This window comes from Mesorhizobium ventifaucium (genome assembly GCF_935822925.1).
Lineage (GTDB): Bacteria > Pseudomonadota > Alphaproteobacteria > Rhizobiales > Rhizobiaceae > Mesorhizobium > Mesorhizobium ventifaucium.
Genome location: NZ_CAKXZS010000014.1, coordinates 89,409 through 108,978, shown reverse-complemented (window position 1 = coordinate 108,978; position 19,570 = coordinate 89,409). Strand labels below are relative to the sequence as shown.

Sequence of the window (19,570 nt, the reverse complement as noted above, 5' to 3'; positions counted from 1 at the left end):
GTTGGAGGGACGCGGGGGTTATGTAGGAAGTACGCGCACCACGCGCGCCAGATCGTCCTCAATGCGTTGCTCTGCAAGGAGTTGCGTATTGTAATCGCCTCTTGGGTGCAGGCAGCGTAGCGGGACATCATCACGATGTCCCCCGGGACCGTGAGAGAACTTCCAGATATCGCTCCTTCAGTGCCCTATGGCTCGTTTTTGGCTTTGGTCCCGGCGTTGCCGGTCGCGCTAGAATGGCCCGGCATTCACTTGCCGCGTGGTCCGGGGCGATATCGAACCACTCACCCTGCAGGCGTCGCTCCCGCAAGCAGGAATGGACCCTGCTTTCAGTTATCTGAATTCGCCCATAGGGCACGAAGATCGTATCGTAGACGAATAACTCGGAGGGATTGCCGCACTGTAGCTCGGACAGCCTCTTCGCCAGCCGCATGGTTTTGCCGATCTTAACCGGTCCGGCGTCGCACCATGCGACAAGGTAGATGACACCGTCACCAGACGACGCCAGCGCCTGGTCGAGAGTCCTGATCTGGTTAATGGTATAGCGGGTCAAAACTGGATATCTCCATCCATGACCTCAGCCATGCCGTCGCTGATGGGCTCCGGCCTGGAGAGCTGGCTGAAGTCGATCTCAGTGTCTCGCTTAAACCCGGGTACCGGCCTGCCAGTAAGCCAGACGTATGGTTCGGCACGACCGATCCACTTCGCCCCGAAGAACCGTTCGCCGGCGCGCTGAAGGGCCTTCTTAATGCGCTCCTGCTTCTTCTTCGGGTCCTCGTCGTCGGTCATCGAGAGTGCCGCGTATTCCTGACGCCAGTGACCCATGCGGACGACGGTCTTGATGCTCCTCGGCAACTTGAGCATGTCCGGCGTGGCCTCACCGTGCCGTTCCAGGGCATTGATCAAGGCCTGCATGGCGATAGCCTGCTGGTCGCTCAGCCGCTTATCATCGGTCACCTCTGGCCCCTGCCCACCTGGTGGCGCGCAGACCACCGAGGTCAGCGGCTTCCCGTTCGGGCGGGTGCCGAGCACGACCTGCTTTAGAATGAAGTCCCAGCCGTGGCCACGCTCGCCATCCTTGTTCTTCTGGATAGTGGCTCTGTGGATCTGGCGGACCAGCTGGGTGCCGTCGGCCCGATAGGCGACGTCGAGGCGTTGCGTGATCTCGAGCTCGATCGCGTTGTCGACGTTGGCGAACAGGCTGGAGTGGCCACGCGGATTGTTGCCGTTGCGCGGCTTGTGGTGGACCATGAGAACGGTGCAGCGACATTCGTCGCGGATCCGCTCCAGGTTGGTTAGAACAACGGACATGTCCGTCGAGGCGTTCTCGTTGGCTCCCGGCGTCGCCGTGGCCAGCGTATCGATGACGACGAGCTCGAGCGGAACAGTGAAGGTTTCCGCCCAGGCTTTGATTTCGGCTATGAGAGCATCGGTGCCGCGCGAGGTCTCGACGTCCTGTTCCCCGGGTTTGGCGAAGAGATCGACGCGGGATGGCAGCAGCACGAAGTCGACACGTTCCCCGGGCTCCATGTAGGTCTGCCGGTAGGCACGGAGACGCTGTTTGACGCCGATGCCACCTTCTCCAGCCTGATAGATGACGCCGCCCTTCCGGACTTCCTTGCCGTTGAAGGGGACGCCACGGTCGACTGCCATCGCCAGGTCGATGGCTTCAAAGCTTTTGCCGGAGCCGGATTCGCCGTAGATGACAGCGACCTCGTGTCGGGTCAGGATGTCCTCGATCAGGTATTCGTGCTCCTGGCCGGCTTCGTCGAGGCGGTCCCACGTTACCGCTCCGAACCGAGACTTCGGTGGGTCCTTGCTCCATGGTCGGGCATACCGGTCGACAAGGTCGAAGAGATCGGAGGCGTCACCACCGGCCTGCACCCAGTCCCAGATGTCACCCTTTTCGGGGACCTCTGGCCAAAACGTCCGGATGTCGAGCATCATGACTGAGGCAGCGACGTCCTTCATCCTTGACCCGACGATCTGCATGTGCATGCGGCCGGCGTCGTCATTATCCGGAATCTGAATGATGTGGGCGCCGCGCAGCAGCTCGGCGTGGTAGGGCGTCCATTTCTTCGCGCCGCCGGCGTTGCACGTCGCCGCGATGCCGGCCTTCCAGAGGGCATCAGCCTTCTTTTCGCCCTCGACGAGGTAAATCGCTTGGCCCATGGCGATGGCTTCCGCGACCTCCGGCCAGCGGTAAAGCGGCAGCTGCTCGATGCCGTCGAACTCGCGGCGCTCCTTCATCCCCCATTTGTCGAACGTCTTCGAATCGTACCGTGTCCAGTTCTGGCCTGGACCCTTGCGCATGTACTCGCCGTCGAGGAGCCCGTTGATCCAGACGTCCTTCTCCTCTTCGAAGCGGCGGCGCTGCGCGAAGGTCTTGTCGATCTTGCCGTGCTTGTTGAGGCGCCAGGCGCCGTCCGGCATCCGGTATTGCATCCGGACGACCTGGAAGACGAGGTTGCCGTCGATATCCGCATAGTCGTACGCGGCGACGATCTCTTTCCGACCAGGCCCGGCATTCTGGTTGGAGCCCGCCGCTGCGACGCGCATATCCGGGATATCGAAGCCGTTGCTCTTCAACCAGTCCACGGCGCCGTCATCGCCGCAGCCGGTGAGCTTGGCGACCAGCCAGAGGACGCCGCCGCCTTCGTCGTTCTCGTGATCGAAAGCGGTGTTCTTTTCGAGGTCGATCGACAGCGACCCGTTGGTGCCGTAGCGGTGGTCGTTGCCCTTGCTGTGGTGCGGGTTCGGAGCGCCAAGCAACATCTTGGCGACTTCCGGCATCAGGGAACCAAAATCAAATCCTGACATGCTAGGCGGCGACCTCCGCCGGCGCCCATTTCGCGAAATCGGCCTCGATCTGGGCCCAGTTCGTTGGATGTTGCGCCTTCAGGTCCGGGGTATGGCGACCGCGTATGAATTGGCCTCGATCGACGCCGCGATCGAGCCAGTGACGCGTCCACCGGCTCGGATCGATGCCGACATGCTTGAAGTCCGCCTTCGTGACGAAACCGCGGCGCTCCATGATGATGAGAAGCTTGATGGCGCGGATCTTCCAGTTCGTCAGGCTGACCGGCGCGGAGCGGCCGGCACCGACGTCGGGGACGTAATCAGGAAGGGTGCAGCGCGTCGCGGGCGCGCAATCGTACCATTCGCGCTCCTCGCCATTCCAGTAGACCGACAGCTTCTTGTTCGGCAGATCGGGCCTAAACGCCGGCGGCCGCCAGCCGTAGCGCTGCTCGATGCGGTCGGGATGCGTCATGCTGATCACAGTGACGCCAAGTTTCGCGCAGATGTCGGCCATGCCGCGGACGTGCTGACCGGCGGGGACCAAGGCAGCTCGGAAGTCGGGCCCTTCGGCGGTGGCGTCGTGACCCCACTCCTTGGAGGCCTGCACGACGACCTCGGCGTTCAGCTTCAGCTTCGCCTCGACGCCGATCTGCAGGCCGTCCTCGGCGCGGACAAGCAGGATGTCGTAGCCCGCGGTTTCAGCATAGGCGGTCCAGCCCTTCGGCAGCGCCGCGACGAATGCGGCACACAGATCGGCTTCGGTCTTGAAGTCGGGTTCCTTGGTCATCTGCGCTCCACCACAACCGGCTTCTTGCCATGACCAGGGAAGATCTTGCCGAAGCGTTCCTCCGCTTTCGTCCGCTCGATCGAGGCGCGATCGCCGCTGCCGACGATGTCACCTTGCAGGTGGGCGAGCAGCGCGCGCCAGGCGGCAACCTCAGCGGCGTCGGCGGTATCGTAGAGCTGGGCGACACCGTTGACCTGGACCGGCTCCCATTCCGATCGGTGAACCTTGCGGAACTCGCCCTGGAAGCCGCCATACACCGGGACGGAACGCGCGTTTACGCCATTCATGGCTACACCAGCAGCGGCTGAACGGAGCCGTCCCTGAAGATCATGTCCATCGGGGTGTCGGCGGTCGGCTCATCGCCATCCCAGCCGTTGGGCCATGTCTGGGCTGCTATCAGTTCGCGGATGCGTTCCTCCTCTTCGCGATTGAGAATGTCGATGGTTGGCCGATTGAGCGATCGAGCGGCGGCGTTGCATGCCGCTTGTATCGCAAGGATGCGGTCCAGAGCGTCGAGCCGGGCCTCGAAGGTCAGTGGGCCTTTGCGCTGCTTGTTCTTTCCGGACGACAGCGATCCATCGTCATCAAGCCCGGTCTTTTTCAGGCGCTTGCTATCGTCTTCCCTGAGTTCCCGATAGATTGGCTTCAAGTCCCGCAGCGGCGCGAGGTATGACCACGCAGGCATCGCGAGAATGGTTTCCAACGCCATTTCCTTGCTGGCAAGCGGACAACCTACGCAGCCTGTCCTAGCGTTGACCTCCTCGGCCTCGTCGCCGCCGTAGGCATCGGCAATCGCTGACGTTTCCCACGCTCCATATGCCGGCATGGGGGCGTAAATCCGAAGCCAATCCCAGACGTTACAGACCCGCCAGTGCAGCAGCGGCGCCAGTGTCGCGATACGGCCGCGGACACCCTTCGATTGAGGTAGAACTTCCTGATACCAGCCCTGACCGCATTCTGCGCCATCCTTGCCGCAGGACATTCGGATCCGTTCGTCGCGGATGGCGCTCTCGCCTTCGCGGACGCCGGTGATCATCAGCACATTGCCGTTTAGCTCATCGAGACGCGCCGCGATCGCATCGGCCATCGGGTCGACTTTGATTTGCCTGGTGCACCAACGGAAGGTTCGATTGTTCGGCGGTGGCACGCCACGGCCGAGCATGTAGACAAGGAATCGCTTATCGAGCGGGGCCGTGACGACCTCACAGCGGATGCCTCGCTGATGGAGCTGCAGCATGATGCTTGATGCCGCGATTGCGAGGGGCGGCAGTTCCTGCCGGGTATCGGCGTAAAAGACCGTGAGGCTCTTTGGTCGCGATAGTCGACCGGTGTCGAGAAGGTGCACGATCAGCGTGAGCGTGGCACTGCTGTCCTTGCCGCCAGACCAGGCGATGCCCCAATGGTCATGCGCCGGGCCGTAGGCCTGCATGGACTGCAGCGTGAGGTCTACAGCCTCGTCATAGACTAGCCGTTTTGAGCCGTCGAACAGGGTGGGCTGTCTCACCGCTCCACCCTCCACGCTGATGCTCCTTCAAGCCAGCGGGTCAGCTCCTCCTCGGCATCGCGGAGCTTCTGCGTTGCCATAGCGGCCCACTCGACTGGATATTCGGGCCAGACGTCAGGTCGAGCCTTCCAGTCGTGCCGGAACTTCGCGGCAAGGGCGTAGTGATCGGTATCGTCCAGATAGACGTCACCTGGGAGAGGATCGGTTTCGACGGCACACAGGGCAACCCGGGTACCGTCGACAGTTCGAATGCGGATCGCCATGAAATTAGGCGTCCTCCATCTCGTCTTCTTCCTCGTCGACGAGATCGTCGTCATCAGGCTCCGTTGGTGGCGCCTCCGTCAGCGCCGGGATCTCGCCTGGTCCCGAATAGGTCGGCGCTCTGAGTTCGGGCGGCAGCCAGCCAGTCTGCGGAACGTTGGCCAGCGCAAAGGCGGTTAGCTCCGCCTTCTTCATCTTCTCCGCCTTGCGGGCCTCATCGTCGTTGAGGGCCTCGCGAATCGCGGTGATGACGAATGGCTTTGATGCACCGCCGAAATAGTCGGCGGCATCGAACGTTTCTAGGAGTGCGCCGGTCAGGTACTTCGGTTTGATAGCGGCAGCGAGCGGTGCCGCGTTCGCGTCGAATGGTGGCTTGCCGATGTAGGGCCGTTCCATGTGCACGGCTTCGGCTGCACACCCTGCTGCAACCTGGAACAACTCTTCATCCGTCATATCCATGAGGCGAGCAAAGACCGAGGCGAAGGTCTCCTTGTCCTCGCCATAGGTCTTGCCGAACCCTTCATGGTAGACTCGCACTGGGCTATCGACGTGCATGCGCCGGTGCGTCATGAAGCCCGCAAGCAAGGCGACCAGACCGATGCGAGGCTCTTGCTGAAGCGCCTGCCGCATCGCGAGCGTGGCCTGGCCGCTCAGACGCTGATGAAGCGCATTCGAGATCGTCGGCGGACCTTTCTCCTTCGGCGCGCCGGAGGGCGAAGATGTCTTCTTCTCTGCCTGCGGTTTCACGACGCCGCGACAGATCTCGAGGTCGCCGTGGTGCCCGATCTTCACGACGGCACCGGCCTTGCCAAGCTGCTCCGGCGTCCACTGGCGTTCCGCGATCGTCTTCCACAGATCGTTGAGGTGGCCGGCTGCGACAACATTGTCCTTGGCGGCCAGCTTCTTCAGCTTCGTGATCTGCTTCTTCTCGTCGGCCGTCGCCTTGCCGTCGCTGGGCTTCTCGCGCTTCCAGCTGTGCTCCCAGTAGTAGCCGAGATCGGCGCCCATGCTGACCCACGACCAACCCTCCGCCTTCAGCGCGGCGATGGTCGCCGCGATCTTCTCGTCGGCGAGTCGTTTCGCCAACGCCTTGTCGGCGATGATGTGGTTGTCCCCGAAGAGGTCCTGCGTCACCTGCCCGCCGGCGGCGCGGTAGGCATCCAGTCCGGCGATCTTGATGTGTTTCGCGGCGTCATGATCGTTGCCACCGAACGAAGCCAGCACGGCGCCGCTATGGAGATTACGGTCCTTCACCAGCTTCTTGAAAACGCGCTCCTGATCCTCGATGGAGGGCGCCAGCGTGAAGGCGCGGACCACCTCGAAGCCCCGGCCGCGCTCGTCAAGAGTACCGTCGCGCCATGCATCCAGGATCATCGGTGCTAGCCGGCCCAGCGCCAGCATCCGCTTCACCCGCTTCGGATCGATGCCGAACCGACTGGCGATCCGATCCTCGCCGAGACCGCGATCGGCAAGCTCGCGGAAGGTTTCGTAGGTGTCGGCCTCATGCTGCGGGAGACGGATCAGGTTTTCGGCCTGGCTGATTTCGCGTGCCGTCTGGTCGTCGTCCTCGTACCCGATGATAACCGGAACCGGGAATTCCTCCGTAACCAGGACGCCAGCGGCGGTATCGCCATGCGCCGCCAGTTCGCAGAGCACCCGGTAGCGACGACTGCCCGCGACGATGCGGAACCGTCCCGCCTTTTCGGCAGGTCTGACGCGCAGGGATTGCGCGAGCCCGTGCGCGCGGATCGATGCCTTAAGCTCCTCGATCCCCTCGTCATTGCGGTGGCGGCGAGCGTTGATGTCGTCATCGAGCTCCAGATCGGCGAGTGCCGCCGTGCGCGTCTGCAAGGTCATGTCGGTATCCTTTCTGATTTGGGTTTGCGGCGCGCCGCGACGGCGTGCTCGAGCTTTGCCACGGCCATGATCGTGGGCTTCAATTCGGCGGGGGCGCGGTCGTACCCGCGATTGGACTTACCGTTCAGGCGAGGCAGCAGCCCGATCGGAACCAGCTCCCAGTTTGACGGGTCACTGTTTGACTTTTCGCCAAGGCATTTCAGCACCATGCCTTCCGGTACTGGACCGTTGGCCTGTTCCCAAAGCCATCGATGCTTGTGGACTCGCCATGTCGAGGCGCCCGTCCACGGATTGGGCTGATCGGTGACGATCCAGACGTAGCCATCGTCGTCGATCGATTCATGTCCCGGACCGCGATAGTTTTGCGGCAACTGACCCTTCTTGAACTGTGTCGCCGCGTTGCTCGGATTGAACGGCAGCTTCTTACCCTTGCTCCACGGCACCGAGCCTTTGTCGAATCGCCCGGTACGGCCAGTTTTCCAGCCCATGCGCTTGCGCAGGCTGTGCAGTTTTGCAGGCGTTGCGTCATCGCGGCCAAATTGCCTGCGGAAAGCAGCGCACCAGGCGTTTATCTCCATCGTGCTGTTATCGCGAAGCCAGGCGATCTCTGTGGTGGAGTACCGGTTGTGCCGTCCAGCAAGGCGGCCAGGATCACGCCCGACCTTCCAACCCAACCGTTTGCGAAGGCCGTGGAGGTGGACTTGCAATACATCTGGCCGGCCGAACTCGGCCTGGAAGGCGCGATGATAGTCGCTGATGACCATCATGCGGTTGGCTTCCAGCCACTTCATCTCGGTCGGGCTGTAGCTGATGCGGCCCCGCCTCATGATGCTTGCCCCCGATAGCGTTCCCGGGCGGCATGCTCCAATTCGGCGATCGCCAGTATCGTCGGCTTGAGTTCAGATGGTGCCGCATCATAGCCGCGCCCGTAGCGTCCGCCGAGGCGCGCAAGCAGCGCTCGCGGTACCGCCCGCCAGTTCGATGGCTCCGTGTTCCGGCGATTGCCGTCCAGGCATTTGAGAGCCGAGCCTCGCGGGAGCGGACCGTTCAGCTCTTCCCAGCGGATGAGATGCACAAGTCGCCACCGCGACTGGAGTGGCATGCCGTCGTGAATCTTGCGCTCGAGATAGCCGTCCTTATTGATCCGCTCAGTTCCGATCGGCTTGTATTTGGCGGCCGCCGCTCCAGCTATGCTGCCCTTCTTGAATTGTGTCTCCGCAGCCCTGCCACGCGCGGGATGAGGCTTTCCCTTGTTGAACGGCGTCGTGCCCTTCTCGAAGCAACCAGTGCGGCCGGTCGACCAGCCCTTGCGGCTGCACAGCGCCTTGATCTGATCCAGCGTGACTTCCGGGCGGCCGAACTTGGCGACAAACTCCGCATGAAGCGCGCGCCGGCTCATCGCCTGCCTCCATTCGACGAACGAAAGCTCCTCGTCGCTGTAGCGGATCTGCCGGCCTTTCATTTGCCCTCGATCTCCTTGGGTGCCGAGAGCATGGGGAGATCCTTGCGGAAGCGGTCGCCGTGGTTGGCTACCAGCGTTGCCGCCTGGATGCCGAGGCGGGCGTTGTCGACGATCATGTCGGCTACCTTGACCATCGCATCGGTGCGCTGGACCTCTGCTTCCAGTTGATCGCCAGAGAGGCCTTCAGCGGATAGCCGCTCGATCTGCGCGAACAGGTGATCGTTGAGGTCGGTGATGCGGTTTTTCATGATTGGAATCTCCCGTTAGTGGTGAGGTTTCGCCAATCGCGCTCGCCTTCGATATCCCGCCGTGCGGCATGGTCGAGCGCGTCCGCCAAGTCGGCACCGGCGCGGCGAATAAGATCGACGGACCAGTCCGCGGTGACGTCGACGAGCTCCTCGAGCTGGCGGCTGGCGGTTGAAAGCGGGCCGGTCATTTGCCGCCACCCATGCCGGCGGCGTTGAGGCGCTTTTCGCCTCTGTGGATTTCGCCGATGGTCTGTCGAGAGACTTCGAAGCGGCGGCCTAATTCGGATTGGCTTGCCGTACCTTTGAGCGAGATAATCTCTGCTACATCAGCATCGGTCAGCTTCGCTTTCGGGTGCATCTCTCCGCGAATTCGAGTCCCATGCTCTAACTTGTCCGCTTCATTGTCGACGCGGGTCTTCCAATCGAGGTGACCCTTGGTGACACAGCCCGATTTCCCCTTGCCGCAAGAGTGCGCCGCTTGGTGTTTCGGTGTTGGCGGAGGTCCTTTTACCTCGGTGCAAACCAACCGCGAGACGATCTGTGGCCTCCGGTCGACATTCATGACGCCATAGCCCTGCGCCGTGCGATGAAACGGCCAGATCAGGCATTCGTCGCCGTCGTATGACAGGACTACGTCTTCGTAGAACTTGCGGGCAAACCCCGGCGAAGGGCCGCCGCCGAGCGGATCGCCGTGCAAATGAAAACGGCGCAGATGCGCTGCGCAATATCCAAGTCCGGCGCTGCACTTCACGCATCCAGGGACCGTGCATGGGCTTCTCATTTGCCACCTCCAGCTGAGGCAGCGCCGAGACGATAAATTTCCTCGACTGCGGCGAGTTGCTTGCCGAGGTCTTTGATGGTCTTCGCGGCGGGATCACCGGATAGCACCAGTCCGGCATTGAGCATCACATCGTTCAGCGTGAAGGTTTGCTCGACGGTGGTCTCGCCGCCCTTGATGGTCACGATCGAGAACTTGCCTGCATCGACGCGGACCTCGCGCACGGTTTCGGGTTGCGCATAGACCTGGTTGGCGACGATCGTCGGCCCCGCTGGCGTGTCCGCTGGCGCTGGCTCGCCGGCGCGCACCATCTGGACGCCATAGTCGGCCAGGATGCGGATGAGATGGTCCGCCCGCCGGCGGACCTCTTCGCGGCTGTCGTCGTCGGCGTCAGCCCAGAGCGGGCGGATCAGGCCGTAACGCTCCCGGCGCATGCATTCAGCCAGGATGTCGCGCAATGGGCGAACGGTCATCTCGACCGCCTCGATCTGGCATCACGATAATCCGGCGTGAAGCCTTTCGGTTCGAACTGGTAGCCGCGGCCCCATACCGTGCGGACAACATCGAGACCATCGTTCATCTCGATAAGCTTCCGGCGGAGCTTGCAGACCAGGACGTCGACGATCTTCTGTTCCGGTTCCTCCTCGCCGCCGTACATGTGATCCATGAGATCGGCCTTCGAGAAGATCTTGGACGGATCGAGCGCCAGCGCAGTCAGCAGGCGGGCCTCTGTCTGGGTGAGGTGCTGCTTCCGGCCGCCTCCCTCAGCGTTGCCGGTCTCGGCGTCATAGACGCAGCCAGGCATCTTGATGAAGAGATGGTCGTTGTAGGCGCCGCGCCGCGCCAGCGCCTTGAGCCTGGCTACGAATTCATCGCTATGGATCGGCGCCGGCTGGACGTCATCGGCGCCGCATTTCAGGATCAGGGAAGCGGAGCCGCTATCCCATACGCCGGCATCGAGGAGCACGAAGATCAGGTTCCGGACATCGGCCTTGCGGAAATCGCGGCAGGTCACCGCGGCGAAAGCGCTGTTCGGCGATCGGATCACCGCTATGGAATCCGGATCGCGATAGAGCGCGCTGCAGAGCTCCTGTGGGATCGGCTCACCTGCCGATTCGAAACCGGCGCTCTCCGCCGCCATGCGCAGATCTGTTTCAACCTCACGGCTCGGGGCAAGGACGATGACGCGCATCACATCCCCCTTGGTGGTGCGAAGAGGCAGATCGTCTTACCGTCATTGGCGCCGGCGACGCTGCACCAGTGGAATCGGCCGTCGGGCGACTGCTTTATCCTAGTGTCCGACATCGGGATCAGCTCGTTGCTGATGACGATGCGGTAGCCGTCGCTACCCTCGACTATCCAGTCGTCTGGCACCTCGCGGCAGTCGTAGCCGGAGCAACAGCTGAAGGGATAAGCCCAACCTTGCGGTGCCGCTGCGGTCGGCACTGCTTCATGCGAGCGGGCGGCGCCGCACATGACGAAGATGATGAATGCAACAGAAGCGATCAGCACGCCGATCGCCAGCGCCAGGCTAAGCGAGTGGTTGCCACGCATGCGGCCGTTCACAGGGCGGGCGCTCATGCGGGCACCTTTTGATCGATGAGCATGGCGGTGAAGATCGAGATGTCGGCCTTGCGTGGCTGGGCGGGGCGGAAGCGGCGCGGAAGATAACCCGAGCTATCTGGGCATTCGCTAATGGTCGACAATTCAGCCAGATAGACCCACTCGGCATCCAATGCTCGCACGGTGTAGATCGCGCCAACCTGCAGAAGGATCTGGCATCCCCGATTGTCGACGCAGACCACCTTCATCCCGGCATGCCAATCGCGGTAGCTCATGCTGGCACCTGGTCGACCGGCGAGAATTGGCTACGGAAGACTTCGAGCCGGCGGGGGTCGAGAGGCAGAAAGGCGCTGGCCTCAAACACCGGCTCGTAGGGACCTACGATGCTTGCGAACGGCGGGTTCACGATCTCTTGGAGCCGCAGGAACGGTCGCGCCGTCGAGTTGCCGCGGGCGCGGAAGAAATCTAGTGTCCGGATGCGGTAGACGGTGCCTTTCTTCGGCATCATCATGCCGGCGGGGCATTCCGCCGTGAACTTGAATTGATCGTCGATACAGGCGACGAGCTGCCCGAGGTGATATTCCATCTAAAACCTTTCCGGGATCTGGGTTGGCGCGTACCGGCGGTTCAGTTCCTCGGCCTCGCGTTTGCGGCGTTCCGAGGCGATGAAGAGGTCATCAACGGGTTGCGTGAACCGCGGCGCGACATCGGCCTCGACGTAGGACCACACCGCCAGGGCGTCGCTGCGATCGAACGACTGATCGGCGTCGTCCTTACCGATCCAGCCCAGCGCCCGGCATTTCACCATGATGGCCGACTTCTGGTCGCCCTGGCCGTGACCAACGAAATGCTTCTTCACCGAGGACTGGTTGATGCGGATGTGGCGATAGACCTTCAGTTGGAAGGCCATAAACTCAAGAACGGCCGGCATGCCGAGCAGGATCGTGGCGGTGCTGATGTTGGTGTGGCCCTGGACGAATGAACCAGGCAGCGGTGCCTCGATGGCGAGCACATCGACCGGGTTGGCCGAGATGAAGCCCGTGATCCAGCGACCGGCGCCGGAGAAGATGGCGCCGCGTGACGCGCCTTCCTGAGCGCATTCGATAGAGCCGGAGGTCGGCCGCGAACCTGCGGCACCATAGGCGAACCCAAGCCGTCGAGCGGCGTCGATCGCAAGGATGCGTGGAGCAGTCATTCCAAACCTCGAGCCCATTCGGGCGAATTGGTGACCGCTGCTTTCCCGGCCTGGTCAGAAGGTTGCCTGTCGTTTGGATGGTCGGCAGCCACCTACAAGCTGTCACTCCATCTGGTCGGGGCGACCGGGCCCGAAGGCCCGGTCAGGCGCTGCACAGTGACGTTTCTCGGCTTTGCCAGCAGCATCCTTGGCGTCGTTCACTCCGCCGCCCCTTCTCGATCCGCTCTCGCGGAATTCAGTGCGCCGCGGCGGAACCGCCGGCGGCTTTCCATTCCTCGTCGGTCATGCTGCCCTTGACAGCCGCGACGACAGCCGCAGTAGTTTCGTCCTGCTTGTCGTCGTCGTGGCCTTCCTCGCGCTGCACCGCCGCGGCGCCGAGGCCGAAGCTAGCGAAGTTGTCTCCTAGGGCCTGGCGGATATCGACGGCGAACTCGCGGTCGTCATCCTCGAGCCCATCGACCTTTCCGTCGGCGCGCTCGATCATGGCTTCCGCTTTACGCTTCAACTTCTGCGCATCGACGATCGCGCGGATGACGCCCTTGTTGACGCCGTGCTTTTTGGCGTCTTCGAGGATCTCCTTCTGATCGTCGTTGATCGCCTTCTGGATTGCCCGTTTCTTCACCTTGAACTCGGCGTCCAAGGCGCGGATCTTCTCCTCGCGGTCCTGTTCGAGGCGATCGAACTCCTCGACGAAGGAACCCGCCTCGGAAGGCGATGCTCTATTCGGACGTTCGTGGACCTTGGTCATCAGGAGATCCTTTCCGCTGACCGGAGGCCGGCGCGCTGGCGGGTTGTTGGTGGCTGGTAGGAGATCCGGGAGTGGTACCGGCAGTAGGGTCCCTCTGACGACGCATCGTTGCCGCAGAAGCCGAAGTCCAAGGCCTGCGGATCGCCGACAGGCCACTTGCAGGTCCGCTCCGTGAGCTCGACCAGCTTCAAGTTGCGGGATACCGGAACAACGGTGAGGTCAGCGACAGGATGACGTGCTTCACCGGTGACGAGATGCGCCGGCAGTCCAGGCGATGCCGCTCGTTGTTCAGCCCGGGCTTTGAAATCTGTCGCTGGCGGGTTGTTGGCGCCGCGCCATGAGCTGGTCTGTTGGACGAGTTTGGAGACACGGCGGGCAGGGGCGGGTTTCAGGAGCCTGCTGCCGTCTTGACTGACCGGTGTTGGCTTTCTTCCTGGCCCGCCCGGTCGTGGCTCGCCATTATTGAGCTTGAGCTTCAGTCGATGCAGGCGGCCGATCGCGGCGGACCGGCTGCAGTTCAAAAACTTGTTGGCGATCGCCCGGGCGGTGAGACCGTCATTGCAATAGCCGACGAGCAGTCGGTCACGTTCGGCGGGATCTATCCTTGTCCAGTCCGGGAGATCGCTCATCTGGCGTCTCCGCTTCCGGATAGATCCAGCGCGCCAGCGAGTCGCCCCAAAGCACGCATTTGGTGGCAATCGAGCGGCGCACCCTCCGCGGCAAGATGAGCTGCCAGAATGTTCGCCGTGGCGGCGAGTTTGAGCCTTGCACGTCTAGCCTCCTCGATGGCCCGCAGTTCCCGCAGTGCCACAACCTCTTCATAGTTTACACGCCTGGCCTCACCGTAAAACCACGTCTTCACCCGACTCCAGGTCAGGCCGCTGAGAGCGTGTTCAAACTGGTCGGAGGTCAGTGCCCGATGCACTGCACTGATCTGTCGCTTCCATTTCTCACCTGGCGCGAGGATGGTGCCGAGCTCTTTGGTGAGCGATTGAGCGGTGGCCACGCTAGACATGAGACCACCGCCAAGCCGCCGAGCCTCGGAATGGAATTCTGAGACCTCGGAAGGCTGTTCTGAGTTTCCAGAACCGATCATTGCTATCTCCATTTCCAGCGACGGAAACGAACGGAGAGAGAGATGAACCGAAGAAAGAAAGGAGGTGGGTCCGGACCGGGACCGGACCCACCAAGACGGTTAGGGACCGGCAGTCACGCGCCAGGGAACCACGCGAAAGGAAATCGAGAGCGGCTCCGGCGAAAGCACGGAGCCGCAGCCATATCGGGGTAGGAAAATGGACCTGCAAGCGATCATCAAAGAGCTGCAGAATCGGATCGCCCATATCGAGGCGGAGATCGAGACCGAGCGCCTGCTCAAAGCTTTGAAGCCAGGCCTGCTGGCGCGACTGGCGGCGATCTTTGGCCGGCGATGACATCAGGCAGCGCCCGCGGGATGCCCGGCTTCTGCGGGAGTGGAATCGGCTGTGGGCGGAATCTCGAAAAACAACTTGTCGTCCCAGGTGATGCCGCGAGCTATGGCGGCTTCGCGGATCGACTGCATTTCCTGCAGAGAGAGAGGCGTGCCGTTCTCCCACCGGGATACCGAACCCTGCCCCACGCCTGCCAACGCGGCGAACTCGGCCTGGCTAAGTTTGAAAACAGCAGTGCGGATATGGCGAATAGTGCTCATGGACGCGGATATTATGCGCAAACGGATAGTTTGCAAGTGGAATTTTATGCGCAAGCGGATTTTTGTTTATCCGCACTGCGGCGTAACGTCAGCAAAATGAAGATCGATGAGAAAATCCGCGCGATCTTGAACGCGACCCATTGGACGCAGCAGAAGCTCGCCGAGTATTTCGACGTGTCTCAGTCAACGGTACACCGGTGGCTGTCCGGCGCAGAGCCGGAAGGTCCTCGTCGCGACGCCATCAACGAAGCCTATGACAAGTTTGTCAGCAGAGCTGCGCCTGTCGAAAGCGCGCAAGGCTCGTGGCTTAGGAGAATACAGCAAGTCTTCGACCGGCTTGACGGCGCGCCCGAAGGCCTATTTCGCCAGATCATCAGCTATGCCGAAGGCGTCGCCGATACCTATGAGAGAACCCGGGAAACCGCGGCCAGGCCAGAATCGTGATCGATATGTATCCAGTAGTCGCCGCCGTAAGCTGCCGACATCGATGCCGCCAGCGCTTCGGCGCTGCGCCTGACCTGATCACGTAGATCTTGTTCCTGCTTCGCCGCTGTTGGGCCGACCACTGTCGCCACCAACAGCCCTGAAAGCACAGCACGTCTGTTCGGCTCGTAAGCCTTCTTCGCAGTTCTCACTCCCGGTCCCTACCCTTTATTCTCGTTATTTAGTGTGTCGCCTAATGGTTTGTTACCGGTCTGTTTGGGCGTGTCCCAAATTGACACGACTTTACTAATAGAATCTTTTGAGAGACGTTAACAAGACATGTCCAACTGTAACAATCGCCCTGTGAATAACGGGGATAGATAGTACCAAATCGATTAGTTTTTGGGGCGATCTGGAACTATTTCCGCACAAGCCTCCTTCGGTCATAACGTGGGCATGTCACTGCCAGATCCGCCAAGCTTCCATCTCAGATTAACGCCTGAACTCAAGGCGAAATTGCTGGCTGCCAAGGGGCGCAACAGCTTGAACAAGGAAATCCTCGAGCGGCTAGATAGGACTTTCGATCCTGATCCAGCGCTGCGCTTGGCGGAGATCCTTCGGCCGGTCCTTGCAACTCTTGCTGAGGACGATCGCACGAAGATGCTCGATCTTACCGCATCTGCCGTCGATATCTTGGCCAGGACGTCGACCAGGAAGCGTCCGCGCGCCCTCTCTGGTGACGATTCCTAACCGCCCGAGATTGAAGATAACCGTCTTGACAAGCACCGAGCGGGCGGTCTATCCGCCCGCGCTCTCGCGCGCTCGGTTGGAGATTTATTCTAACCTTAAATCATAGATCTCTACGATTCACCGTCCCAGGTTGAGCTCTACGATTCTCTGCTCCGCATATCTTCCACCGGTTCTGTGTCCCGCTTCGCTGAAGTGTGAGTGCTGACGCACTCACTGCGTCGGAGATCTTACGAATCATAACTTGGCGCTATCGCGCGCGAGGCACTCCATCCTGGGCCCTGCATAAAATTATCCGTTTGCGCATTTTCTTCGTTGACAGAAATCCGTTTGCGCATAATATCCGTGGCATTGGAGACCCCTGATGCCAAAACCAAACGTCACCCGTGTCATCGCTGACAACATTTCCGAGTTCGCGAAATGCCTCATAGTGTTCTTCGTGCCGCCGCCGACGCTAACCGTCGCGGCGTACGTGCTACATCTGTGGGTGCGCTGAGATGGGCGCGCCAAAGCAAACGCCGCCCCGTCGTTGGTTCGTCGGTAGGCTCGAAAGCTTTGAGGAGGTTCGCCGCACGGTCTACGAGGGCGATGACTTCCGCAATAAGACAGTCGCCGTTTTCAAGACACCAGAAGATGCGCGCCTCGCGGCGGCGGCGCCCGAGATGCTCGCGGCACTCGATCAAATCGCCGGGCAAGAACTTTTCAACATCGCTGTCAATGACGTCGAAGTTTCGCCGGAGCGTATGCGCGCCTTGCTGGGCCAAATCTATGAGCTGGCGCGGATCGCGGCCGCTAAGGCGGAGGGCTGACCATGGCCGAGGTCGACATCATTCCGAAAATCCGCTGCGACAACTGCGGCCTGACGGTCGAGAAAATCGTACTTGGAAGCGGGCCATCGCGTAACTTCAGCAGGCCCGGCACATGGGGCGGTATGAAGGCTATCGGCGGTCGCAGCGCAGACGCCTATGGCGGCAAGGATCGTCTTGACTTCGCTGATCTCTGTCCAGCTTGCGCCAACGCAGCGCTCGATGCCGCCGCTGCCGCGCTGAAGGACCATCGTGAGGGGGCTGCACCATGAGCGCACCCTCCATTGTCCCAAGCCTCGACGATCTCCTCAGCGATCTCGGTCGCGCAGAACGAGACATCGTCTGCGCCGACATGATCGACAATCACCAGCGCCGCGACATCGAGATGGCTGCGGCCCGCCGGCGTATCGACGCCATCAAGACGCAGATCGCCATTTTCGACGACGCGGAGGGCCGGAACTGATGGTGCACCAGATCGAAACGTTCATGACGCGCCAGCGCATCCTCCTGGTCGCGGCGCTGTACACCGCGCTCGCCCACGCCGGCATCGTTATCGCGATCAAAGGCTTGCTGCCATGACAGTCCGGCTTATCGCTACGACACCAGAAATCGCCGCACTGCTTGCGGCCAATGCTCCGGTGGCAATCGGGGTGTCCGGCGGCAAGGATAGCCACGCTGCGGCGGTTGCCATAGTCGCCTACCTGAACAGAATTGGCCATGCCGGTCCTCGCCTGCTCATCCACGCCGACCTCGGCATCGTCGAATGGAATGATCCCCTGCCTATGTGCGACAAGCTGGCCAACCATACCGGCATTGACCTTGTCGTGGTGCGTCGCAAGGCTGGTGGCCTCATGGAGCGCTGGGAATCGCGCTGGGAAAGCAGCAAGGTTCGCTACGAGACGCTTTCGACGGTGACGCTTGTGCCGTGCTGGTCGACGCCGGCGATGCGGTTCTGCACCTCGGAACTCAAGACCCACGTCATCACCGCCGAGCTAAAGCGCCGGTTCCCTGCACAGAAGATTATCAACGTCACGGGCGTTCGCCGGCAGGAAAGCGCCGCGCGCGCCAAGGCAACGATTGCAAGCCCAGACGCCGACAGGCGGATTTGGACGTGGCGACCGATCATCGACTGGTCCGAAAATGCAGTCTTCCGCTACATCGAAATCAGCGGCTTGCCGCCTCATCCGGCTTACCGCGTGTTCGGCATGTCCCGCGTCTCGTGCCGGTTCTGCATTATGTCGAACGTCGCCGACCTGACCGCGGCATCGGCGCAATCGGAGGCTCACGACCTCTATCGCCAGATGGTTCGGCTGGAATGCTCGAGCTCGTTTGCCTTCCAGGGAGCGCGCTGGCTGGGCGACATCGCGCCGGACCTTCTCGATGCGCCGGGGCGGACTGCCCTTGCTGACGCCAAGCGTGCCGCACTTGCGCGCATGGCGGCCGAGAAGCGCGTCACGAAACCCATGCTCTACGTCAAGGGCTGGCCGCTGCGCATGCTGACCGACGACGAAGCCGACATCCTTGCCGGTGTCCGTCGCGAGATCTCCGACTTGCTGGGCCTTCGGTCGGGGTTCCTCGACCGCGCCAGCATCCACGACCGCTATGCCGAATTGCTGGCTGCAAAGCCGCCAGAGAGCGAGGCCGCGTGATGGAGCGCCTCACAGACGCCCAGCTCATCGAGCTCGCCGACGACGCATTCACGGTTTTGAACTGGGCGAAGCGGCAGCGTTTTAACAAGGACCGCCAGGTCGAGGAGCTGATCCGCACCTTCGAGGTCCGGCTCGGCTACCGGCAGCCGATACCGCCGGCGACGGAGGTCGAACAATGACCCCCCCCGATTTCATCGGCGTCAGCGACAAGAGCCTTGTCTACGTCGGCATGACCGATCGTGAGGCTTTCGACAAGATCGGAGTGCCGGTCCACGACCATGGCGAAAAGGAGACCGGCCACGTCCTGAGCAAAACGGTTGGAAGCTTCGGCCGCGATGAGGTGACCGTCGTTTTCCAGTTCTGGCTCAAATCGGGGTCGCAGCCATGACGGTCGTCACGATCTACGCCTTGAGCATGCCGCCATACGCGATGTTCCGCCGCGAGTTCGAGCGGCCGGTCGACGCCGATGACTACATCGCCTTCTGGCGCAAGCTCGGCAGCTGTCACGTCAAGTGGAAGGTCAAGCCATGACACGCGAAACCGGCGGCTTTGCCTTCCCGTTGATGCCTCCATGCGACGCCTCAGGCCAGTCTGCCCAGGGGTATCCATATCCAGAAACTGGCATGACGCTTCGCGACTGGTTCGCCGGGCAGGCGCTGGCGGGTGACCTCGCAGCGACGCCCAATTGCCGCCCATCGATCATCGGTAGCGCTGAGCGGGCTTATGCCTACGCCGACGCCATGCTCGCCGAAAGGCGGAAGTCATGATCGACATCCCTCCGGAAAACGAAGCCGAAACGAAGAACCGCGATCTGGCGATCGCCGCGGCATCTCAGGCGGCCGAGGCCTGCGCCGAACTTCTGCGGTTCGCCCGCGAAGGTGATGGCGTGATGACGGGGCCGTTCACCACCGAAGTGGTCGAGCAGCTGCTCGATGCCGCCAAGATGGCGATGGAGGTCGAGGGTTGGCCGACAGGTAGCGGCTATGAACCCGAAACACGCGAGGAGCGCACGCAAATCTACGGCGCGCTGGTCAAATTCCTTGAAGGGTGGGCGTGATC

Annotated in this window: 34 protein-coding genes; 12 read left to right on the top strand and 22 right to left on the bottom strand. The window is 61.9% G+C overall.

Annotated features, from left to right (window positions below):
• Positions 1 to 130 precede the first annotated feature (130 nt).
• The 21 genes from NMG70_RS32940 to NMG70_RS13275 form a co-directional block, all read right to left on the bottom strand.
• Complete coding sequence (locus tag NMG70_RS32940; protein ID WP_367185529.1) at positions 131 to 550, bottom strand: GIY-YIG nuclease family protein; 420 nt, start codon at positions 548 to 550, stop codon at positions 131 to 133.
• A complete protein-coding gene (locus NMG70_RS13370; protein ID WP_254024958.1) occupies positions 547 to 2,817 on the bottom strand; it encodes an AAA family ATPase in 2,271 nt (756 codons plus the stop codon). The genes NMG70_RS32940 and NMG70_RS13370 overlap by 4 nt, the downstream gene beginning before the upstream one ends.
• Position 2,818: 1 nt before the next feature.
• Positions 2,819 to 3,583, bottom strand: coding sequence for a hypothetical protein (locus NMG70_RS13365; RefSeq protein WP_254024957.1), 765 nt, complete (start codon positions 3,581 to 3,583; stop codon positions 2,819 to 2,821).
• Positions 3,580 to 3,870: a hypothetical protein gene (locus NMG70_RS13360; protein ID WP_254024956.1), complete on the bottom strand. Its 291-nt coding sequence runs from the start codon at positions 3,868 to 3,870 to the stop codon at positions 3,580 to 3,582. Before NMG70_RS13360 ends, NMG70_RS13365 begins: the two co-directional genes overlap by 4 nt.
• 2 nt (positions 3,871 to 3,872) lie before the next feature.
• The gene (locus NMG70_RS13355) at positions 3,873 to 5,102 is read right to left on the bottom strand and encodes a phosphoadenosine phosphosulfate reductase domain-containing protein (protein WP_254024955.1); all 1,230 of its coding nucleotides are present in this window, start codon (positions 5,100 to 5,102) and stop codon (positions 3,873 to 3,875) included.
• Positions 5,084 to 5,350 carry a hypothetical protein gene (locus NMG70_RS13350; protein WP_254024954.1) on the bottom strand — a complete coding sequence of 89 codons (267 nt, stop codon included), beginning with the start codon at positions 5,348 to 5,350 and terminating at the stop codon, positions 5,084 to 5,086. Before NMG70_RS13350 ends, NMG70_RS13355 begins: the two co-directional genes overlap by 19 nt.
• A 4-nt stretch (positions 5,351 to 5,354) precedes the next feature.
• A complete protein-coding gene (locus NMG70_RS13345; RefSeq protein ID WP_254024953.1) occupies positions 5,355 to 7,205 on the bottom strand; it encodes a ParB/RepB/Spo0J family partition protein in 1,851 nt (616 codons plus the stop codon).
• Positions 7,202 to 7,972, bottom strand: a complete 771-nt coding sequence (locus NMG70_RS13340; RefSeq protein WP_254024952.1) for an HNH endonuclease — start codon at positions 7,970 to 7,972, stop codon at positions 7,202 to 7,204. The genes NMG70_RS13345 and NMG70_RS13340 overlap by 4 nt, the downstream gene beginning before the upstream one ends.
• Before the next feature lie 56 nt (positions 7,973 to 8,028).
• A complete protein-coding gene (locus tag NMG70_RS13335; protein WP_254024951.1) occupies positions 8,029 to 8,667 on the bottom strand; it encodes an HNH endonuclease in 639 nt (212 codons plus the stop codon).
• Positions 8,664 to 8,915: a hypothetical protein gene (locus tag NMG70_RS13330; RefSeq protein ID WP_254024950.1), complete on the bottom strand. Its 252-nt coding sequence runs from the start codon at positions 8,913 to 8,915 to the stop codon at positions 8,664 to 8,666. The genes NMG70_RS13335 and NMG70_RS13330 overlap by 4 nt, the downstream gene beginning before the upstream one ends.
• Positions 8,912 to 9,103 (bottom strand): hypothetical protein, encoded by a 192-nt coding sequence (locus NMG70_RS13325; protein ID WP_254024949.1) that lies wholly within the window; start codon positions 9,101 to 9,103, stop codon positions 8,912 to 8,914. Before NMG70_RS13325 ends, NMG70_RS13330 begins: the two co-directional genes overlap by 4 nt.
• A complete protein-coding gene (locus NMG70_RS13320) occupies positions 9,100 to 9,666 on the bottom strand; it encodes a hypothetical protein (RefSeq protein WP_254024948.1) in 567 nt (188 codons plus the stop codon). The genes NMG70_RS13325 and NMG70_RS13320 overlap by 4 nt, the downstream gene beginning before the upstream one ends.
• A 26-nt stretch (positions 9,667 to 9,692) precedes the next feature.
• Entirely contained in the window at positions 9,693 to 10,166 is a 474-nt protein-coding gene (locus NMG70_RS13315) for a hypothetical protein (RefSeq protein WP_254024947.1), read from the bottom strand.
• Entirely contained in the window at positions 10,163 to 10,885 is a 723-nt protein-coding gene (locus NMG70_RS13310; protein ID WP_254024946.1) for a winged helix family transcriptional regulator, read from the bottom strand. Before NMG70_RS13310 ends, NMG70_RS13315 begins: the two co-directional genes overlap by 4 nt.
• Positions 10,885 to 11,274, bottom strand: coding sequence for a hypothetical protein (locus tag NMG70_RS13305; protein WP_254024945.1), 390 nt, complete (start codon positions 11,272 to 11,274; stop codon positions 10,885 to 10,887). The genes NMG70_RS13310 and NMG70_RS13305 overlap by 1 nt, the downstream gene beginning before the upstream one ends.
• A complete protein-coding gene (locus tag NMG70_RS13300; RefSeq protein WP_254024944.1) occupies positions 11,271 to 11,531 on the bottom strand; it encodes a hypothetical protein in 261 nt (86 codons plus the stop codon). Before NMG70_RS13300 ends, NMG70_RS13305 begins: the two co-directional genes overlap by 4 nt.
• Positions 11,528 to 11,842 carry a hypothetical protein gene (locus tag NMG70_RS13295; protein ID WP_254024943.1) on the bottom strand — a complete coding sequence of 105 codons (315 nt, stop codon included), beginning with the start codon at positions 11,840 to 11,842 and terminating at the stop codon, positions 11,528 to 11,530. Before NMG70_RS13295 ends, NMG70_RS13300 begins: the two co-directional genes overlap by 4 nt.
• Positions 11,843 to 12,451: a RuvC family protein gene (locus tag NMG70_RS13290; protein ID WP_254024942.1), complete on the bottom strand. Its 609-nt coding sequence runs from the start codon at positions 12,449 to 12,451 to the stop codon at positions 11,843 to 11,845.
• A 235-nt stretch (positions 12,452 to 12,686) separates the two neighbouring features.
• Positions 12,687 to 13,199 carry a hypothetical protein gene (locus NMG70_RS13285; protein ID WP_254024941.1) on the bottom strand — a complete coding sequence of 171 codons (513 nt, stop codon included), beginning with the start codon at positions 13,197 to 13,199 and terminating at the stop codon, positions 12,687 to 12,689.
• The gene (locus tag NMG70_RS13280; protein WP_254024940.1) at positions 13,199 to 13,828 is read right to left on the bottom strand and encodes a GcrA family cell cycle regulator; all 630 of its coding nucleotides are present in this window, start codon (positions 13,826 to 13,828) and stop codon (positions 13,199 to 13,201) included. Before NMG70_RS13280 ends, NMG70_RS13285 begins: the two co-directional genes overlap by 1 nt.
• The gene (locus tag NMG70_RS13275) at positions 13,825 to 14,295 is read right to left on the bottom strand and encodes a hypothetical protein (protein ID WP_254024939.1); all 471 of its coding nucleotides are present in this window, start codon (positions 14,293 to 14,295) and stop codon (positions 13,825 to 13,827) included. The genes NMG70_RS13280 and NMG70_RS13275 overlap by 4 nt, the downstream gene beginning before the upstream one ends.
• Positions 14,296 to 14,491: 196 nt before the next feature.
• Here NMG70_RS13275 and NMG70_RS13270 point away from each other — a divergent pair, with 196 nt between their 5' ends.
• The gene (locus NMG70_RS13270) at positions 14,492 to 14,629 is read left to right on the top strand and encodes a hypothetical protein (protein WP_254024938.1); all 138 of its coding nucleotides are present in this window, start codon (positions 14,492 to 14,494) and stop codon (positions 14,627 to 14,629) included.
• Positions 14,630 to 14,631: 2 nt separating this feature from the next.
• Here NMG70_RS13270 and NMG70_RS13265 read toward each other — a convergent pair whose 3' ends face one another.
• Positions 14,632 to 14,886, bottom strand: a complete 255-nt coding sequence (locus tag NMG70_RS13265) for a helix-turn-helix domain-containing protein (RefSeq protein WP_254024937.1) — start codon at positions 14,884 to 14,886, stop codon at positions 14,632 to 14,634.
• 36 nt (positions 14,887 to 14,922) lie between these two features.
• On the opposite strand from NMG70_RS13265, the gene NMG70_RS13260 reads away from it, so the two are divergent.
• The 11 genes from NMG70_RS13260 (at position 14,923) to NMG70_RS13215 (ending at position 19,568) form a co-directional block, all read left to right on the top strand.
• Complete coding sequence (locus NMG70_RS13260) at positions 14,923 to 15,330, top strand: helix-turn-helix domain-containing protein (RefSeq protein ID WP_254024936.1); 408 nt, start codon at positions 14,923 to 14,925, stop codon at positions 15,328 to 15,330.
• Between the two features lie 1,090 nt (positions 15,331 to 16,420).
• Entirely contained in the window at positions 16,421 to 16,552 is a 132-nt protein-coding gene (locus tag NMG70_RS32660; RefSeq protein ID WP_301555155.1) for a hypothetical protein, read from the top strand.
• Position 16,553: 1 nt separating this feature from the next.
• On the top strand, positions 16,554 to 16,865 hold the full coding sequence (locus NMG70_RS13255; protein WP_254024935.1) for an XkdD/Y8K6 family phage-associated protein: 312 nt from the start codon (positions 16,554 to 16,556) through the stop codon (positions 16,863 to 16,865).
• A 2-nt stretch (positions 16,866 to 16,867) separates the two neighbouring features.
• Positions 16,868 to 17,134, top strand: a complete 267-nt coding sequence (locus NMG70_RS13250) for a hypothetical protein (RefSeq protein ID WP_254024934.1) — start codon at positions 16,868 to 16,870, stop codon at positions 17,132 to 17,134.
• A complete protein-coding gene (locus tag NMG70_RS13245; protein WP_254024933.1) occupies positions 17,131 to 17,325 on the top strand; it encodes a hypothetical protein in 195 nt (64 codons plus the stop codon). Before NMG70_RS13250 ends, NMG70_RS13245 begins: the two co-directional genes overlap by 4 nt.
• A 112-nt stretch (positions 17,326 to 17,437) precedes the next feature.
• Positions 17,438 to 18,511 carry a phosphoadenosine phosphosulfate reductase domain-containing protein gene (locus NMG70_RS13240; protein WP_254024932.1) on the top strand — a complete coding sequence of 358 codons (1,074 nt, stop codon included), beginning with the start codon at positions 17,438 to 17,440 and terminating at the stop codon, positions 18,509 to 18,511.
• The gene (locus NMG70_RS13235) at positions 18,511 to 18,690 is read left to right on the top strand and encodes a hypothetical protein (protein WP_254024931.1); all 180 of its coding nucleotides are present in this window, start codon (positions 18,511 to 18,513) and stop codon (positions 18,688 to 18,690) included. Before NMG70_RS13240 ends, NMG70_RS13235 begins: the two co-directional genes overlap by 1 nt.
• Complete coding sequence (locus tag NMG70_RS13230) at positions 18,687 to 18,899, top strand: hypothetical protein (RefSeq protein ID WP_254024930.1); 213 nt, start codon at positions 18,687 to 18,689, stop codon at positions 18,897 to 18,899. The genes NMG70_RS13235 and NMG70_RS13230 overlap by 4 nt, the downstream gene beginning before the upstream one ends.
• Positions 18,896 to 19,042 (top strand): hypothetical protein, encoded by a 147-nt coding sequence (locus NMG70_RS13225; RefSeq protein ID WP_254024929.1) that lies wholly within the window; start codon positions 18,896 to 18,898, stop codon positions 19,040 to 19,042. The genes NMG70_RS13230 and NMG70_RS13225 overlap by 4 nt, the downstream gene beginning before the upstream one ends.
• Positions 19,039 to 19,278 (top strand): hypothetical protein, encoded by a 240-nt coding sequence (locus NMG70_RS13220; RefSeq protein WP_254024928.1) that lies wholly within the window; start codon positions 19,039 to 19,041, stop codon positions 19,276 to 19,278. The genes NMG70_RS13225 and NMG70_RS13220 overlap by 4 nt, the downstream gene beginning before the upstream one ends.
• Positions 19,275 to 19,568 (top strand): hypothetical protein, encoded by a 294-nt coding sequence (locus tag NMG70_RS13215; RefSeq protein ID WP_254024927.1) that lies wholly within the window; start codon positions 19,275 to 19,277, stop codon positions 19,566 to 19,568. The genes NMG70_RS13220 and NMG70_RS13215 overlap by 4 nt, the downstream gene beginning before the upstream one ends.
• Positions 19,569 to 19,570 lie beyond the last annotated feature (2 nt).

What these genes read in the sequence shown, in the direction of transcription:
- NMG70_RS13290 (WP_254024942.1), bottom strand. Translation starts at nt 12,451, where the DNA reads ATGACTGCTCCACGCATCCTTGCGATCGACGCCGCTCGACGGCTTGGG.
- NMG70_RS13365 (WP_254024957.1), bottom strand. Translation starts at nt 3,583, where the DNA reads ATGACCAAGGAACCCGACTTCAAGACCGAAGCCGATCTGTGTGCCGCA.
- NMG70_RS32660 (WP_301555155.1), top strand. Translation starts at nt 16,421, where the DNA reads ATGCCAAAACCAAACGTCACCCGTGTCATCGCTGACAACATTTCCGAG.
- NMG70_RS13335 (WP_254024951.1), bottom strand. Translation starts at nt 8,667, where the DNA reads ATGAAAGGCCGGCAGATCCGCTACAGCGACGAGGAGCTTTCGTTCGTC.
- NMG70_RS13220 (WP_254024928.1), top strand. Translation starts at nt 19,039, where the DNA reads ATGACACGCGAAACCGGCGGCTTTGCCTTCCCGTTGATGCCTCCATGC.
- NMG70_RS13340 (WP_254024952.1), bottom strand. Translation starts at nt 7,972, where the DNA reads ATGATGGTCATCAGCGACTATCATCGCGCCTTCCAGGCCGAGTTCGGC.
- NMG70_RS13305 (WP_254024945.1), bottom strand. Translation starts at nt 11,274, where the DNA reads ATGAGCGCCCGCCCTGTGAACGGCCGCATGCGTGGCAACCACTCGCTT.
- NMG70_RS13280 (WP_254024940.1), bottom strand. Translation starts at nt 13,828, where the DNA reads ATGAGCGATCTCCCGGACTGGACAAGGATAGATCCCGCCGAACGTGAC.
- NMG70_RS13345 (WP_254024953.1), bottom strand. Translation starts at nt 7,205, where the DNA reads ATGACCTTGCAGACGCGCACGGCGGCACTCGCCGATCTGGAGCTCGAT.
- NMG70_RS13360 (WP_254024956.1), bottom strand. Translation starts at nt 3,870, where the DNA reads ATGAATGGCGTAAACGCGCGTTCCGTCCCGGTGTATGGCGGCTTCCAG.
- NMG70_RS13350 (WP_254024954.1), bottom strand. Translation starts at nt 5,350, where the DNA reads ATGGCGATCCGCATTCGAACTGTCGACGGTACCCGGGTTGCCCTGTGT.
- NMG70_RS13245 (WP_254024933.1), top strand. Translation starts at nt 17,131, where the DNA reads ATGAGCGCACCCTCCATTGTCCCAAGCCTCGACGATCTCCTCAGCGAT.
- NMG70_RS13300 (WP_254024944.1), bottom strand. Translation starts at nt 11,531, where the DNA reads ATGAGCTACCGCGATTGGCATGCCGGGATGAAGGTGGTCTGCGTCGAC.
- NMG70_RS13315 (WP_254024947.1), bottom strand. Translation starts at nt 10,166, where the DNA reads ATGACCGTTCGCCCATTGCGCGACATCCTGGCTGAATGCATGCGCCGG.
- NMG70_RS13215 (WP_254024927.1), top strand. Translation starts at nt 19,275, where the DNA reads ATGATCGACATCCCTCCGGAAAACGAAGCCGAAACGAAGAACCGCGAT.
- NMG70_RS13270 (WP_254024938.1), top strand. Translation starts at nt 14,492, where the DNA reads ATGGACCTGCAAGCGATCATCAAAGAGCTGCAGAATCGGATCGCCCAT.
- NMG70_RS13265 (WP_254024937.1), bottom strand. Translation starts at nt 14,886, where the DNA reads ATGAGCACTATTCGCCATATCCGCACTGCTGTTTTCAAACTTAGCCAG.
- NMG70_RS13370 (WP_254024958.1), bottom strand. Translation starts at nt 2,817, where the DNA reads ATGTCAGGATTTGATTTTGGTTCCCTGATGCCGGAAGTCGCCAAGATG.
- NMG70_RS13330 (WP_254024950.1), bottom strand. Translation starts at nt 8,915, where the DNA reads ATGAAAAACCGCATCACCGACCTCAACGATCACCTGTTCGCGCAGATC.
- NMG70_RS13235 (WP_254024931.1), top strand. Translation starts at nt 18,511, where the DNA reads ATGGAGCGCCTCACAGACGCCCAGCTCATCGAGCTCGCCGACGACGCA.
- NMG70_RS13225 (WP_254024929.1), top strand. Translation starts at nt 18,896, where the DNA reads ATGACGGTCGTCACGATCTACGCCTTGAGCATGCCGCCATACGCGATG.
- NMG70_RS13250 (WP_254024934.1), top strand. Translation starts at nt 16,868, where the DNA reads ATGGCCGAGGTCGACATCATTCCGAAAATCCGCTGCGACAACTGCGGC.
- NMG70_RS13310 (WP_254024946.1), bottom strand. Translation starts at nt 10,885, where the DNA reads ATGCGCGTCATCGTCCTTGCCCCGAGCCGTGAGGTTGAAACAGATCTG.
- NMG70_RS13275 (WP_254024939.1), bottom strand. Translation starts at nt 14,295, where the DNA reads ATGATCGGTTCTGGAAACTCAGAACAGCCTTCCGAGGTCTCAGAATTC.
- NMG70_RS13230 (WP_254024930.1), top strand. Translation starts at nt 18,687, where the DNA reads ATGACCCCCCCCGATTTCATCGGCGTCAGCGACAAGAGCCTTGTCTAC.
- NMG70_RS13325 (WP_254024949.1), bottom strand. Translation starts at nt 9,103, where the DNA reads ATGACCGGCCCGCTTTCAACCGCCAGCCGCCAGCTCGAGGAGCTCGTC.
- NMG70_RS13285 (WP_254024941.1), bottom strand. Translation starts at nt 13,199, where the DNA reads ATGACCAAGGTCCACGAACGTCCGAATAGAGCATCGCCTTCCGAGGCG.
- NMG70_RS13240 (WP_254024932.1), top strand. Translation starts at nt 17,438, where the DNA reads ATGACAGTCCGGCTTATCGCTACGACACCAGAAATCGCCGCACTGCTT.
- NMG70_RS13255 (WP_254024935.1), top strand. Translation starts at nt 16,554, where the DNA reads ATGGGCGCGCCAAAGCAAACGCCGCCCCGTCGTTGGTTCGTCGGTAGG.
- NMG70_RS13295 (WP_254024943.1), bottom strand. Translation starts at nt 11,842, where the DNA reads ATGGAATATCACCTCGGGCAGCTCGTCGCCTGTATCGACGATCAATTC.